Consider the following 14,319-nt stretch of genomic DNA (forward strand, 5'->3'; position numbering starts at 1 on the left):
GCGTAGCGCTCCGGTTGCAGTTTTGACGGGTTCCTTATATCCACCCCATCGTGCTACAACAGGCCTACACCACTGAGTGGTGTAGACCACCACCCGATGGAGGAAGTCTATGAGCACCGCCACCGAATCGGCGGCCCCCCCGAAGAAGTGGGGATCCGGTCTGATCCAGGGCCTGCAGAAGGTCGGCCGCAGCCTGCAGCTGCCCATCGCCGTGCTGCCGGCCGCGGGTCTGCTGCTCCGTTTCGGCCAGCAGGACATCCACGACAAGCTGAACCTGCCCGACAAGGTCACAGCGGTGTTCGCCACGGCCGGTGGCGCGATCTTCGACAACCTGCCGCTGCTGTTCTGTATCGGTGTCGCGATCGGCTTCGCCAAGAAGTCCGACGGCTCCACGGCGCTGGCCGCCCTGGTCGGGTTCCTGGTCTACAGCAACGTGCTCAAGGCGTTCCCGGTCACCGAGGCCAAGGTGCAGGCCGGCGCGGACATAGCCGCGACCTACAACAACCCCGGTGTGCTCGGCGGCATCATCATGGGTCTGCTGGGCGCCGTGGTGTGGCAGCGCTTCCACCGCACCAAGCTGGTGGACTGGCTCGGCTTCTTCAACGGCCGCCGCCTGGTGCCGATCATCATGGCCTTCGTCGGCACGGTCATGGGTGTGTTCTTCGGTCTGGTCTGGGAGCCGATCGGTGAGGTCATCTCCGACTTCGGCGAGTGGATGACCGGTCTGGGCGCCGTCGGTGCCGGCCTGTTCGGTCTCATCAACCGCGCGCTGATCCCGGTCGGCATGCACCAGTTCGTGAACACCGTCTCCTGGTTCCAGCTCGGCGACTTCAAGGACGCGGCCGGCCAGGTCGTCCACGGTGACCTCAACCGCTTCTTCGCCGGTGACCCGACCGCCGGCCAGTTCATGTCCGGCTTCTTCCCGATCATGATGTTCGGCCTGCCGGCCGCCGCGCTCGCCATCGCGCACTCCGCCCGCCCCGAGCGCCGCAAGGCCGTGCTGGGCATGATGATCTCGCTCGCCCTGACCTCGTTCGTGACCGGTGTGACCGAGCCCATCGAGTTCTCGTTCATGTTCATCGCGCCGATCCTCTACGGCATCCACGCGGTCCTCACCGCGCTGTCCATGGCGGTCACCTGGGCGCTCGGCGTGCACGCGGGCTTCACCTTCTCCGCGGGCTTCATCGACTACGCGCTGAACTGGAACCTCGCCACCAAGCCGTGGCTGATCATCCCCATCGGACTGGTCTTCGCCGCGATCTACTACGTGGTCTTCCGGTTCGCCATCGTCAAGTTCGACCTGCCCACCCCGGGCCGCGAGCCCGAGGAGGAGGTCGAGGACCTCACGAAGGCGTGAGCCCCGGCTGACACCCGACGAAGGCCCCCGCAGCGGCGAACCGCTCCGGGGGCCTTCGCATGCACGGGCTCGTGCACGGGCTCCGCGTACGGGGCCCCGCGTGCGCGGGTCAGATCTCGTACGTCGCCCGGGGCGCCGCCAGCTCCACCGGGCCGTCGTACACCGCGCGGGCGTCCGCCGCGTTGACCTCGGGGTCGGTCCACGGCGGGATGTGGGTGAGGACCAGGCGGCGGACGCCGGCCCGGGCTGCCGTCTCGCCGGCCTCGCGGCCGTTGAGGTGCAGGTCGGGGATGGACTCCTTGCCGTGCGTGAAGGCCGCCTCGCACAGGAACAGGTCGGTGTCCCGGGCGAGTTGCTCCAGCGCGTGGCTCGGTCCGGTGTCGCCGGAGTACGTCAGCGACTTCCCGCCGTGCTCGACCCGGATGCCGTACGCCTCCACCGGGTGGGCCACGCGTTCGGTGTGCACCGTGAACGGGCCGATCTCGAAGGTGGACGGCTTGACCGTGTGGAAGTCGAAGACCTCGCTCATCGAGGAGGCCGAGGGGGTGTCGGCGTAGGCCGTGGTCAGCCGGTGCTCGGTGCCCTCCGGGCCGTAGACCGGGAGCGGGTCGCAGCGGCCGCCGTCATGGCGGTAGTAGCGCGCCACGAAGTACGCGCACATGTCGATGCAGTGGTCGGCGTGCAGATGGCTGAGGAAGATCGCGTCGAGGTCGTAGAGACCGCAGTGGCGCTGCAGCTCGCCCAGGGCGCCGTTGCCCATGTCGAGGAGCAGCCGGAAGCCGTCGGCCTCGACGAGGTAGCTCGAGCAGGCCGATTCCGCGGACGGGAACGACCCCGAGCAGCCGACGACGGTGAGCTTCATGGGAGCAGAAACCTCCGCTGGCGGGAAATGGTCGTGGGCGGGGCGACGGGGGTCGTGCGGTCCGTCGAGCGTAAGGCGCGAAACGCCGGGTCGCTCCTCCACCAGGGGCCGTTGTGGGCGAACTCACCTGCGCTGTCACCGGTTCGGCTGGACCTGCGGCGCGCGAGGCAGGACAGGGGGCGCGCACTGCCGATCGCGCGCCGGTACCGTCATCGTATGGACACGTCCTGGTGGCTGGCACTCGCTGCGGTGGTCCTGCTCGCCCTGGTCGCCACGCTCGTGGACGGCTGGGGGCGCGGGTCCCGGCCGCGGCGTCCGCGAACGACGCGGCCGGCGCGGCAGAAGGGGCCGACGCGGCCTGCGCGGCGGAAGGGGCCCACGCGGCCTGCGCGGCGGAAGGGCCCGGCGGCCGGGGTGCCGCGGCCCGCGGAGATCTGGTGGGCGAACGTGCCCTTCGAGGACCGGCCCGGTGAGAAGGACCGGCCGTGCCTGGTGCTGGTGGTGCGCGGCAGCCGGGCGACGGTCGTGAAGATCACCAGCAAGCACCACGACGAGCGGCCGGGAGTGATCCCGCTGCCGCCCGGTTGTGTGGACGACGCCCGGGGGCGGGCGAGCTTCCTGGAGACCGACGAGCTGCGCGAGGTGCCGGTGGGCGACTTCCGGCGGCGGGTGGGAGTGGTGGACCCGGCCCTGTGGGACCAGGTCCGTCACCTCGCTCCCTAGCCGGAGCGGCGGCCGGCGCGGCTCACGCCCAGAGCTGGCCCTGGAGCGTGGCGATGGCCTCCTCGGTGGTGGCGGCCGTGTAGACGCCGGTGGAGAGGTACTTCCAGCCGCCGTCGGCGACCACGAACACGATGTCGGCGGACTCCCCCGCCTTCAGCGCCTTCTGCCCGACGCCGATCGCCGCGTGCAGCGCCGCGCCGGTGGAGACGCCCGCGAAGATGCCCTCCTGCTGGAGGAGTTCACGGGTGCGGGTGACCGCGTCGGCCGAGCCGACCGAGAAGCGGGTGGTGAGCACGGAGGCGTCGTACAGCTCCGGGACGAAGCCCTCGTCGAGGTTGCGCAGCCCGTACACCAGGTCGTCGTAGCGCGGCTCGGCGGCGACGATCCGCACGTCCGGCTTGTGCTCGCGCAGGTAGCGGCCGACGCCCATGAGGGTGCCGGTGGTGCCGAGGCCCGCGACGAAGTGGGTGACCGAGGGCAGGTCGGCGAGGATCTCGGGGCCGGTCGTGGCGTAGTGCGCGCCCGCGTTGTCCGGGTTGCCGTACTGGTAGAGCATCACCCAGTCGGGGTGCTCGGCGGACAGCTCCTTGGCGACGCGTACGGCGGTGTTGGAGCCGCCCGCGGCCGGGCTGGAGATGATCTCGGCGCCCCACATCCCGAGCAGGTCCCGGCGCTCCTGCGAGGTGTTCTCCGGCATCACGCAGACCATGCGGTAGCCCTTGAGCTTGGCGGCCATGGCCAGGGAGATGCCGGTGTTGCCGCTGGTCGGCTCGAGGATCGTGCAGCCGTGGGTGAGCCGGCCGTCCTTCTCCGCCTGCTCGATCATGTGCAGCGCGGGGCGGTCCTTGACCGAGCCGGTCGGGTTGCGGTCCTCCAGCTTCGCCCAGATGCGGACGTCGGCGGACGGCGACAGCCGCGGCAGGCGCACCAACGGGGTGTTGCCCACCGCGGCCAGCGGGGAGTCGTAACGCATCCGCGATCAGGCCATCCCGCCGGCAACGGCCGGCAGGATCGTCACGGTGTCGCCGTCGGTGAGCTTGGTGTCGATGCCGTCGACGAAGCGGACGTCCTCGTCGTTCAGGTAGACGTTGACGAAGCGGCGGAGCTGGCCCCCGTCCACGATGCGGGCCTGGATGCCCGCATGCCGGGTCTCGAGGTCGGCGAACAGGTCGGCGAGGGTCTCACCGTTGCCCTCCACCGCCTTCTGACCGTCGGTGTACTGGCGGAGGATGGTCGGGATGCGGACCTCGATGGCCATGGCTCAGGGCTCCTGTCGGAAGGGTTCGTCGGTTCGTCGGGCGGGAGGGCGCACCACGGCGCGCCGCGGCTCGGGGCCGTGCGGCGGCGGCGGTCGGTCAACAGATGGCGCTGTTCAGCCTGCACAGATCGACGTGCAGCCGCGCCACGAGCAGCGTGCCCGGCGCTGTGTCGCCCACGTCGAGAAGAACCATGCGCTCATCGTAACGATTCCCGGCCGCGCTCCCCGAGTGTGATCCCACCTGCTGGACAGAATCCGGCCGAGGCGTGAGACGGAGGGGGTCGGGGGCCTCCGCGCAGGGGTCAGTACGCGTCGACGATCCGGACCTCCTCCTCGCTCACCTCGCCGTCCACGATGCGGAAGGAGCGGAACTGGAAGTCGCCGAGTCCGTCGGTGTCCGCGGTGGAGACCAGGACGTAGTGGGCACCGGGCTCGTTGGCGTAGGAGATGTCGGTGCGGGAGGGGTAGGCCTCGGTGGCCGTGTGCGAGTGGTAGATGACGACCGGTTCCTCGTCGCGGTCGTCCAGGTCGCGGTACAGCTTGAGCAGGTCGCCCGAGTCGAACTCGTAGAACGTGGGCGACATCGCCGCGTTGAGCATCGGGACGAAGCGCTCGGGGCGGTCCGAGCCCGCCGGGCCCGCCACCACGCCGCACGCCTCGTCGGGGTGGTCCTTGCGCGCGTGGGCGACGATCTGGTCGTGCAGGGCCTGGGTGATGGTCAGCATGGGGCCCAGGATAAGCGGCGGACCGCCCCGTACCGAGGGATGGTACGGGGCGGTCCGTATGGCGGACGCCCTGGGCGGCGGCGGTCCGGGGCTGCCACGAGCGGTCCCGTGCGCCGCGGGTCCCAGGAGGGCCGGCCGGGGGTCAGCCGATCTTCTCCAGCTCAGGCTCGCGGCGCTGGGTGACCTCCGGGTTGCGCGACTTCAGCACCGCCCAGCCGACGCCGAGGGCGGCGGCCCAGCCGGCCATCACGTACAGGCAGACGCGGGAGTCGGCGTCGTAGGCGATGAGGCAGGTGACGAAGAGCAGGAACACGATGGCGATCCAGCTGCACACCGAGCCGCCGGGCGCCGGGAAGGACGAGGCGGGCAGCCGGCCGGCGACCACGGCGCGGCGGTACAGGACGTGACTGATCAGGATCATCAGCCAGGTCCAGATGCCGGCCGCGGTGGCGACGGAGGTGACGTAGCCGAACGCCTTCTCCGGGACCACGTAGTTCAGGACCACGCCGATGCCCATGAACAGCACCGAGACGGTGATGCCGAGCGCCGGGGTCTTGGTGGCGGACAGCTTGCGGAAGCCCTTCGGGGCCTCCCCGTTGTCGGCCAGGGTGCGCAGCATGCGGCCGGTGGAGTACATGCCGGAGTTGCAGGACGACAGGGCCGCGGTGAGCACCACGAAGTTGACGATGCCGGCGCCGGCCGGGATGCCGATCTTGGCGAAGGCGGCGACGAAGGGGCTCACGCCGGGCGCGAACTCGGTCCACTTCACCACGCACAGGATCACGGTGAGGGCGCCGACGTAGAACAGGGCGATCCGCCAGGGCAGGGTGTTGATGGCCTTGGGGAGGGTCTTCTCCGGGTTCTCGGACTCGCCCGCGGTGACGCCGACCAGCTCCACGGCGAGGTAGGCGAACATGACGCCCTGCAGGGTCATCAGGGACGAGCCGATGCCCTTGGGGAAGAAGCCGTCGAACTGCCAGAGGTTGGAGACCGCGGCGGTGTCGCCGGCGCTGCTGAAGCCGAAGGTCAGCACGCCGAGACCGATGACGATCATGCCGATCAGGGCGGTGACCTTGACCATCGAGAACCAGAACTCCAGCTCGCCGAAGAGCTTCACGGAGATCAGGTTGACCCCGAACAGGAGCACCAGGAAGACCAGGGCGGTGACCCACTGCGGGACGGCCGGGAACCAGTAGTTGACGTAGATCGCGGCGGCCGTCAGCTCGGCCATGCCGGTGACGACCCACATCAGCCAGTACGTCCAGCCGGTGAAGTAGCCGAAGAACGGGCCGAGGAACTCGCGCGAGTACTCCGCGAACGAGCCCGACACCGGGCGGTACAGCAGCAGTTCGCCGAGGGCCCGCATGATGAAGAACACGATCGCGCCCGCGAGCGCGTACATGAGGATCAGGCTGGGGCCCGCCTTGGCGATGTTGGCCCCGGCTCCCAGGAACAGACCGACGCCGATGGCGCCGCCGATCGCGATCATCTGGACCTGACGACTGCCGAGCCCTCGCTCGTACCCCTCTTCAGGGGTGTCCGTGACCTGCTTCGAGGTCATGTGTGGTGCGCCTTTCTCCATGCCGACCCGGGCCTTTCGTCGGCCGCGGATCGGGTTTCGATCCCCCCGGATGATGGAGCTGAGCGGGCCGCGCGGGCCCGCCCGTGCCTGGCCGGCGGTCGCCGGCTCGGTGGCGCACCCGACCGAACATACGGGTGGTGTTCGTCGGGCGGTCGTGAAGATTTATCACGACCGCAACACTGATCGCCGCAGGGTGCTGTGGCGGACACCACAGGAAGAAGTGGACACAACGGACACACGGCGGCAAAGGCGGCCGCCGTGGTGACGGGATCGTTATCCGGATTTGAGCGTCCTCTGAGCGAACACCCGGAGACGGCCGCCGGCCGGGGCGGCCGGCCGGCGGATCACGGCATGAGGGTGTTGACCAGCGTCTCCTGCAGTCCGCCGAGCCAGAGGTAGGCCATCACCATCGGCTTGCGCGGGTCCTCGTCGGGGAGCCGGAAGAGCAGGTCGGTGTCGTCCTCGTCGCTGATGTCCAGCCGGGAGCCGATCGCGAGGCGCAGGTCGTTCAGGGCGCCGAGCCAGCGCCGGGACTCCTCGGTGGACAGCTTCAGCACCGCCCCGCCCTCGCCGGCCGCCTCGGAGGCGAGCGCGTCGAGCGTGCGGACCACCGCGAGGGCGTTGTCGCGCTTGCCGGCCCGCAGGTCGTTCTCGGTGTAGCGGCGGAACTCGGCGGAGTACGCCTGGTGCTCCTCGGCCTGCCGGGGGCCGGCGGGCGGCTCCACCGGGTCGGTGTAGGCGTCCGGGAACAGCCGGCGCAGCACCGGGTCGGAGGGCGGCTCGCTCGGGCCCTCGGCGAACAGCTCGGCGAGCGGGTCGTCGCCGGCGTCCTCGGCGGGGCCGGGGCCGATCAGCTCCAGGAGCTGCACGGCCAGCGAGCGGATGATGGAGATCTCGACGTCGTCGAGGGCGACGGCCGCGCCGCCGCCGGGAAGCGGTTCGAAGTGTCCGGGCATGAAGTGGTTTCGCGGTCTCTTCGCTGGAGGGCGGGCGTGCTCGCTACTTGCGGTCCTGCTGGAGGGTGGCCCACAGGCCGTAGCCGTGCATGGCCTGCACGTCGCGCTCCATCTCCTCGCGGGTGCCGCTGGAGACGACCGCCCGGCCCTTGTGGTGGACGTCGAGCATGAGCTTGGTGGCCTTGTCCTTGGAGTAGCCGAAGTACGTCTGGAAGACGTAGGTCACGTAGCTCATGAGGTTGACCGGGTCGTTGTGCACGATCGTCACCCAGGGGACGTCCGGCTCGGGTACGGCGAAGACCTCCTCCGCCGACTCGGTGCGTTCGATCTCAAGGGGAGCGGGTGACGTCACACTGCCCATGCTGCCACGGCCGCCAGATATCGTCACACTGACGAGATTGGGGTACGATCTCCGTATGAACACAGCGGACCTTGGGCTGCCGGTGGACGTTCCCTCGACGGCGCTCTTCACGGACCAGTACGAGCTGACCATGCTGCAGGCGGCGCTGAAGGCGGGCACCGCCGAGCGGCGCAGCGTGTTCGAGGTCTTCACCCGGCGCCTGCCGGAAGGCCGGCGCTACGGCGTCGTCGCGGGCACCGGGCGGGTCCTGGACGCGGTGGAGAACTTCCGCTTCGACGCGGGTGTCCTCGGCTTCCTGCGCGAGCGGCAGATCGTGGACGAGGCGACGCTGGACTGGCTCGCCGGATACCGCTTCACGGGTGACGTGTGGGGCTACCCCGAGGGCGAGGTCTACTTCCCCGGCTCCCCGATCATGCGCGTCGAGGGCTCCTTCGCCGAGTGCGTGCTGCTGGAGACCGTGATCCTGTCCATCCTCAACCACGACTCGGCGATCGCGGCCGCCGCGTCCCGGATGTCCTCGGCGGCCGGCTCCCGCCCGCTGATCGAGATGGGCGCGCGCCGCACCCACGAGCTGTCCGCGGTGGCCGCCGCGCGCGCCGCCTACGTCGGCGGCTTCACCACCACCTCCGACCTGGCGGCCGGCTTCCGGTACGGCATCCCGACGGTGGGCACCTCCGCGCACGCCTTCACCCTGCTGCACGACACCGAGCGGGACGCGTTCCGCGCCCAGGTGGACGCCCTCGGCCGGGGCACCACGCTGCTGGTGGACACCTACGACGTCGCCGAGGCCGTCCGTACGGCGGTGGAGGTGGCCGGCCCCGAGCTGGGCGCGGTCCGCATCGACTCCGGCGACCTGCTGCTGGTGGCGCACCGGGTGCGCCAGCAGCTCGACGAGCTGGGCGCCACCGACACGAAGATCGTCGTGACGTCCGACCTCGACGAGTACGCCATCGCCTCGCTGGCGGCGGCGCCGGTGGACGCGTACGGCGTCGGCACCCAGCTCGTCACCGGGTCCGGGCACCCCACGGCGTCCATGGTCTACAAGCTGGTCGCCCGCGCCGAGTCCGACGACCCGCGCGCCCCCCTGGTGCCGGTGGCGAAGAAGTCGTCCGGCGGCAAGACCTCCATCGGCGGCCGCAAGTGGGCCGCGCGCCGGCTGGACGAGGACGGGGTCGCCGAGGCCGAGGTCGTCGGCACCGGGCCGGTCCCCGCCGAGCTGGCCGGCCGGCAGCTCCAGGTCGAGCTGGTCAAGGACGGCGAGGTGCTGGCCCGCGAGCCGCTCGACGTGGTCCGCGACCGGCACATCGCCGCCCGGGCGGGCCTGCCGCTGTCCGCGACCCAGCTCTCCCGCGGGGAACCGGTCCTGCCCACGGAGTACGTGCAGGTGCCTTCGGGTAACTAGGGTCTGTTCCCTCCCGGTCCCGGCCCCGAGTCTCTACGCTCAGTCACTTCACCCATCGTCGAAGGACACCGACCATGCGCCGCGCCTTGATCGTCGTTGACGTGCAGAACGACTTCTGCGAGGGAGGGAGCCTCGCCGTGGGCGGGGGTGCCGACGTGGCCGCCGCGATCACCGAGCTGATCGGGCAGGCCCCCGCCGGATACCGGCACGTGGTGGCCACCCGCGACCACCACATCGCACCCGGCGGCCACTTCGCCGACGAGCCCGACTACGTCCGCTCCTGGCCGGCCCACTGCGTCGCCGGCACCGAGGGGGTGGGCTTCCACCCGAACTTCGCGCCGGCGGTCGCCTCCGGGTCGGTCGACGCCGTCTTCGACAAGGGGGCGTACGCGGCGGCCTACAGCGGCTTCGAGGGGACCGACGAGAACGGCGTCGGGCTCGCGGAGTGGCTGCGCGCGCGGGAGGTGGACGAGGTCGACGTGGTCGGCATCGCGACCGACCACTGCGTGCGGGCGACGGCGCTGGACGCGGTGCGGTCGGGGTTCCGTACCCAGGTGCTGCTCGATCTGACGGCGGGGGTGGCGGGGCCCACCACGGAGCGGGCGCTGGAGGAGATGCGGGCCGCGGGGGTGGAGCTCACGGGGAAGCCGGTCGTCCAGTAGCGGTCGGTTCGTGTGGGGGGCTTGTCGCCGGGGGTGCGTGCGGGTGCGTCGTGGCTGGTCGCGCAGTTCCCCGCGCCCCCGAGGCGGGACCGGTCGGCCTGGTCACGCTTGTGCCGTCGGTCGGCGCAGGAGTGCCCTGATCGGGTGCCAGAGTTCGATCGTGAGGTCGGTGACACCGTTGTCCGGGGCCGTGCGCCATATCAGGCCGTCGGGGTGGTGGAGGACCGCCGTGATCTCGTCCGGGGTCGGCGGGGCCGCGTTGCCGCGGAGGTAGACGGCGCGCAGGCCGAGGTTGCGCAGCCTGGTCAGGGCGCGGGCGCGGTTGGCGGCGTGCACGAGGACGCGTACTCCCCCGGGGCCGTCGGCGGCCGGGCGGGGCAGGTTCAGCGCCACCACCACGGTGCCGTTCGGCAGCTTGCAGAAACCTCCTGCGGCCATGCGGTCACATCCCCGTTCTGTTCGGTCGGTCCGTCGGTGTCAATAAGCGAGCCACAGGACGCACCTAAACACGGATCGGCGGCGACCCGCCAGGGGGTCGCCGCCGATACGCTTCTGACCTGGGGAAACGTCGACTACTTCGTCGACGGACCCACCTTCACCGTGATCGTGGAACCGCTCAGCGGCTCCGAGATGATCTTGATGGAGGTGTTGGTGTCAGTGACCTTGACCCCGGCCGCCGGGTTGGAGGCGTCGTAGTAGGTCGAGCGGCCGTCGTCGAACAGCGGGACGCCCGGACGCGACTTGATCTTGGTGGCCACGTCGGCCTTGTGCAGCGTGATCGCGTCGGTCGGGTACCAGCTGAAGGTCGAGTCGAAGGCCTGGACGCGGTTGCGCATCAGGGTGCCGTCGGTCCACTTCAGCGGGGCCGGGTGCGAGTCGATCGGCAGGATCAGGCCCTCGCCCGGGTGGACGCTGGTGTTGTCGTCCGCCTGGGAGGTGTCCCACTTCCAGATCAACAGGCCGTTCTGGTACGGGTAGTGCTCCACCCAGTCCGGACGGGTCGTCGAGAAGCCGAAGTTGTACGGGCCCGTCTTCAGGGTCTTGTCGTACGAGACGTACTGGCGGTTCTCGGCGATGTAGTACTGGGCGTAGTCGTCCGTGATGGACGCGCCGATGCGCGAGAAGCCGTTGGCGGTCCACGCGGCGTCCGCCGCCTCGGCGTTGTCGGAGAACAGGGTCGCGCCGTCGGCGGTCACCGCGATCTCGTCGGCCGTGAAGCCCTTCTGGGCCACGCCGCCGTCGGTGGCGTAGCGGAAGCGGAGCTGGATCTTCTGGCCCGCGTAGGCGTTCAGCGGGAACGTCAGCTTCTGGTGGGTGTCCACCGTGCCGGTCAGGGCCGGCTTGTTGCTGCCGTCGCGCGGGATGGCGGTGCCGTCGGCCAGGGTGCCGTCGAGGGGCGTGTAGCTCGCGCCGCCGTCCGTGGAGACCTCGGTGTAGAGGAAGTCGTAGTCCTTCTCGATGTCCCACCAGCCGGTGAGCGACAGGGAGGCGGAGGACTTGCCGGTGAGGTCGACCGTGCGGGTCAGGGTGTTGCGCAGGTCGTCACCGCTGCCGCTCCACCACTGCGTGGCACCCTGCGCCGGGGCGACCACCTCGGTGGTGACCTCCTTCTGCGGGAGCTGCACCACGAGGGCCTGGGCGTCCTTGGTGTTGTACTCGGCGACGCCCAGCTTGTGGGTGGACTTGCGGCCCGCCGCGGCGACGTCGTAGTCGAGCCAGCCGAGCTGGAGCTTGTCCCAGGCGTTCATGTCGCCGGGCAGGTTGCCGATGGCTTCCTTGCCGGTGCCGAGCCACGAGCCGGAGGACATGAGGGTCCAGAAGCCGGTGGAGTTCTCGCCGCCCGCGGTGTCGTACTCGTCGGGCAGGCCGAGGTCGTGGCCGTACTCGTGGGCGAAGACGCCGAGTCCGCCGTTCTCCGGCTGGATGGTGTAGTCGCCGACCCAGATGCCGGTGTCACCGATCTGGGTGCCGCCGAGCTTGTTGCCGGCGGGGCCGCTCGCACCGGCGTCGGTGCCGAAGGCGTACCAGCGGTGGGCCCAGATGGCGTCCTCGCCCTGCGCGCCGCCGCCCGCGGACTCGTCCTCGCCGGCGTGCACGATCTGGAAGTGGTCGATGTAGCCGTCGGGCTCGTTGAAGTTGCCGTCGCCGTCGTAGTCGTAGCGGTCCCACTGGTCGTAGCTCGCCAGTTCCGCGCGGATCTTCTCGGCGCTGTCACCGGCCGCCTCGCGGTCGGCGACCCAGGCGTTCACGCCGTCCTGGACGGCGTACCAGGCGCCGGTGGGGGCGTCGTTGGAGCCGTAACGGGCCTCGTTGTAGGGGACCTTGACCCAGTCGGTCACCTCGCCGTCGACCGAGTAGCGGCCCGAGGACTGCTTCTCGTAGTACTTCTTGAGCGACTCGGTGTTCTTGGCGGTGCCGAAGTACAGGTCCTGGTAGTGCTTCTGGTCGTAGTCCGCCTGCCAGTCGGTGCTGTTGTCCTTGGCGCGGTCCGGCGCGGCGATCTGGTTGTGCAGCGGGCCGGGGGTGCCGCCGTAGCGGCTGTCGACCTTGTCGCCGAACTCCACCAGGATCGTGAAGATCTTGTCGGTCTTCTCGCGGCCGAGCTCGACGTACTTGCTGCTGCCCTTGCGGCTCTGGAGCTGGACGACCTTGGAGCCGTTGCGGTCCTTGACGGTCGCCTGCCCGGATATGACCTGCTGGAGGGCCTCCTGGCGCTGGGCCTCCTGCGTCTTGCTCAACGGGCCGTCGAAGTCGTGCTCCTTGGCCTTGACCGGCTGCGGGTCGTGCCGGTCCACCGCCGGGGCACCGGCCGACGAGGTGTCGGCGGCCTCCGCCACGGCGAACGTCGAGAACGTCGCCGAGGCCGCCGCGAGGGCGACCACCGTGGCGGCCGTTCTGAACGTCCAGGATCTACTGCTCACTTGATGCCTCCCCTGACGCGCCCGGACCGCGCGGCAGGGGGTCCCGATTGTCAAGGGATGTCCGCGCGGGGTTATACGCGTGTAGTCAAGTGACGCCATTTGACTACTGGTTTACGAGAAAAGACAGACCTTGACTTGAGCAGGTCAAGTGCATTAATGGGACTCCGTGTTCGCATGGCGGACACATGACTGTCATATGACGGGCGCGTGGGACGGGCCACGGAGCGGACATCATGACTCCGTGCGCCCCCCGTGCACCGGCACCGTGGGTCAGCTCACGCTTACTGTTCGTTCCCCTCGGGCATGGAGCCGAATAGAGTCGAGATCTCCCCCGCTTCCGAGGACACGATTGCCATGCCTCGTCCGACTGTCGCACAGCTCCTGTACGGCTCCTGCACCGTCGTCGTCTCGACGCTCGCCATGCTGCTGCTGTCGCAGACGAGTTCGGGCCCAGGGATCGCCGTGATCGCCGTGGCGGCCCTCGCGCTCGGCCTGCTCGTCGCGCTCACGGTGCCGGCGCCGAAGCCGTCGCCCGGGCCGGCCGCCGCCGCTCCCGCCCCCGACCCGGAGCGGGAGCCGGTGGCCCGCTGAACCGCCTCCCGGAGGGCCCGCGCCGCGGCGCGGGCCCTCCGGCGCGCCGTCACCGCACGGACACCACCACCGTCTTGGCGGCCTTGTCGTGCAGGCCCTGTTTGTACGGCTTGTCGAAGAAGCTCCAGCCGCCGCAGATCACGGTCCACACACAGGCGCAGCAGAACGCGAACGGCAGCCACAGCACCAGCGCGCGGACCAGGGAGGTCTGCACGGAGGGGGTGGCGCCGTTGCTCAGGTCGGCCACCCGCAGGCCCAGCCACTTCTTGCCCAGGGTCTGGCCCGAGCGCGTGATCATGAAGGTGTCGTAGGCGATGTAGAGCACCGCGGCCACGACCGACTGCGCGAACGACTTGCCCACCTCGACCTTGTCGCCGTTCACGTCGTACTCGTTGACGCCGAAGCCCCAGGTGAGCAGGGCCACCACGATGCCGACGAGGACCATGTCGATGATCCTGGCCAGCGTGCGCCGGCCGCTCTCGGCGAGCGGGGGCATCCCGGCGAGCGGATCGGTGGGCCCGCCCCCGTAGGGGTCGCCGCCGTAGGGGCCGCCGCCGGGGCCGCCGCCGTACGGGCCGCCGGGGCCACCGCCGTAGGGGGGCGGCTGCTGTCCCCCGTAGGGCGGGGGCTGGCCCCCGGGCGGAGGGGGCTGGCCGCCGCCGGGCGGGGGCTGCTCGCCGTACGGCGGCTGCCGGTCGCCGTAGGGGCTGTCGTACGGCGAGCCCTGCCCCTGGCCCGGGCCGGGCCGACCGTACGGGGGCTGCGGGGGCTGCTTCCGGAACGGGTCGTCCTCCGGCGGCTCGCCGCCGGAGGAGGGGGGCGGTTCGGTCGTCATGGAGCCGAGTCGACCGCGAACCCCGCCGCCGCGCATCCGGCGTGCGGCCGTCCGGAGTATCGGTTCCGCTGCGGCCGCCGCGGT

General features: G+C 70.5%; 16 protein-coding genes. 5 read left to right on the forward strand and 11 right to left on the reverse strand.

All coding sequences use genetic code 11. The features are described from left to right. The first annotated feature begins 109 nt into the window (after nt 1-109). Nucleotides 110-1,357 carry a PTS transporter subunit EIIC gene (locus tag E4U92_RS17760; RefSeq protein ID WP_137301412.1) on the forward strand — a complete coding sequence of 416 codons (1,248 nt, stop codon included), beginning with the start codon at nt 110-112 and terminating at the stop codon, nt 1,355-1,357. A 109-nt stretch (nt 1,358-1,466) separates the two neighbouring features. On the opposite strand, the gene E4U92_RS17765 is transcribed toward E4U92_RS17760, so the two are convergent. Beyond that, the gene (locus tag E4U92_RS17765) at nt 1,467-2,219 is read right to left on the reverse strand and encodes an MBL fold metallo-hydrolase (protein ID WP_137301413.1); all 753 of its coding nucleotides are present in this window, start codon (nt 2,217-2,219) and stop codon (nt 1,467-1,469) included. A gap of 216 nt (nt 2,220-2,435) precedes the next feature. Here E4U92_RS17765 and E4U92_RS17770 point away from each other — a divergent pair, with 216 nt between their 5' ends. Further along, complete coding sequence (locus E4U92_RS17770) at nt 2,436-2,942, forward strand: type II toxin-antitoxin system PemK/MazF family toxin (RefSeq protein WP_137301414.1); 507 nt, start codon at nt 2,436-2,438, stop codon at nt 2,940-2,942. 22 nt (nt 2,943-2,964) lie between these two features. Here E4U92_RS17770 and E4U92_RS17775 read toward each other — a convergent pair whose 3' ends face one another. The 7 genes from E4U92_RS17775 to clpS all read right to left on the reverse strand — a co-directional run bounded on the left by E4U92_RS17775 (nt 2,965) and on the right by clpS (nt 7,824). Continuing rightward, nucleotides 2,965-3,915 (reverse strand): PLP-dependent cysteine synthase family protein, encoded by a 951-nt coding sequence (locus tag E4U92_RS17775; protein ID WP_137301415.1) that lies wholly within the window; start codon nt 3,913-3,915, stop codon nt 2,965-2,967. A gap of 6 nt (nt 3,916-3,921) precedes the next feature. Next, on the reverse strand, nt 3,922-4,200 hold the full coding sequence (locus tag E4U92_RS17780) for a MoaD/ThiS family protein (RefSeq protein WP_137301416.1): 279 nt from the start codon (nt 4,198-4,200) through the stop codon (nt 3,922-3,924). Nucleotides 4,201-4,297: 97 nt separating this feature from the next. Then, nucleotides 4,298-4,393, reverse strand: a complete 96-nt coding sequence (locus tag E4U92_RS37155; protein ID WP_312038430.1) for a putative leader peptide — start codon at nt 4,391-4,393, stop codon at nt 4,298-4,300. A 109-nt stretch (nt 4,394-4,502) separates the two neighbouring features. Continuing rightward, nucleotides 4,503-4,925: a M67 family metallopeptidase gene (locus tag E4U92_RS17790; protein WP_137301418.1), complete on the reverse strand. Its 423-nt coding sequence runs from the start codon at nt 4,923-4,925 to the stop codon at nt 4,503-4,505. Between the two features lie 142 nt (nt 4,926-5,067). Beyond that, nucleotides 5,068-6,486, reverse strand: a complete 1,419-nt coding sequence (locus E4U92_RS17795; protein WP_137301419.1) for an amino acid permease — start codon at nt 6,484-6,486, stop codon at nt 5,068-5,070. 365 nt (nt 6,487-6,851) lie between these two features. Continuing rightward, nucleotides 6,852-7,463: a DUF2017 domain-containing protein gene (locus tag E4U92_RS17805; protein ID WP_137301421.1), complete on the reverse strand. Its 612-nt coding sequence runs from the start codon at nt 7,461-7,463 to the stop codon at nt 6,852-6,854. 43 nt (nt 7,464-7,506) lie between these two features. Then, nucleotides 7,507-7,824, reverse strand: a complete 318-nt coding sequence (gene clpS, locus E4U92_RS17810) for an ATP-dependent Clp protease adapter ClpS (protein WP_137301422.1) — start codon at nt 7,822-7,824, stop codon at nt 7,507-7,509. Between the two features lie 55 nt (nt 7,825-7,879). Between clpS and E4U92_RS17815 the strand changes: the two genes are divergently transcribed. Together E4U92_RS17815 and E4U92_RS17820 are read left to right on the forward strand one after the other, a co-directional pair. Beyond that, nucleotides 7,880-9,226, forward strand: coding sequence for a nicotinate phosphoribosyltransferase (locus E4U92_RS17815; protein WP_137301423.1), 1,347 nt, complete (start codon nt 7,880-7,882; stop codon nt 9,224-9,226). A gap of 74 nt (nt 9,227-9,300) precedes the next feature. Beyond that, nucleotides 9,301-9,888 carry a nicotinamidase gene (locus E4U92_RS17820; protein WP_137301424.1) on the forward strand — a complete coding sequence of 196 codons (588 nt, stop codon included), beginning with the start codon at nt 9,301-9,303 and terminating at the stop codon, nt 9,886-9,888. Between the two features lie 102 nt (nt 9,889-9,990). Here the strand turns inward: E4U92_RS17820 and E4U92_RS17825 are convergent, their stop codons facing one another. Next, nucleotides 9,991-10,326 (reverse strand): hypothetical protein, encoded by a 336-nt coding sequence (locus E4U92_RS17825; RefSeq protein ID WP_137301425.1) that lies wholly within the window; start codon nt 10,324-10,326, stop codon nt 9,991-9,993. A 134-nt stretch (nt 10,327-10,460) separates the two neighbouring features. Continuing rightward, nucleotides 10,461-12,809, reverse strand: a complete 2,349-nt coding sequence (locus E4U92_RS17830; RefSeq protein ID WP_137301426.1) for an immune inhibitor A domain-containing protein — start codon at nt 12,807-12,809, stop codon at nt 10,461-10,463. Between the two features lie 354 nt (nt 12,810-13,163). Here E4U92_RS17830 and E4U92_RS17835 point away from each other — a divergent pair, with 354 nt between their 5' ends. Then, complete coding sequence (locus E4U92_RS17835) at nt 13,164-13,400, forward strand: hypothetical protein (RefSeq protein ID WP_137301427.1); 237 nt, start codon at nt 13,164-13,166, stop codon at nt 13,398-13,400. Nucleotides 13,401-13,449: 49 nt separating this feature from the next. Here the strand turns inward: E4U92_RS17835 and E4U92_RS17840 are convergent, their stop codons facing one another. Continuing rightward, complete coding sequence (locus tag E4U92_RS17840; protein ID WP_137301428.1) at nt 13,450-14,235, reverse strand: RDD family protein; 786 nt, start codon at nt 14,233-14,235, stop codon at nt 13,450-13,452. Between the last annotated feature and the right edge of the window lie 84 nt (nt 14,236-14,319).

This window comes from Streptomyces galbus, assembly GCF_005280195.1.
Classification (GTDB): Bacteria; Actinomycetota; Actinomycetes; order Streptomycetales; family Streptomycetaceae; genus Streptomyces; species Streptomyces galbus.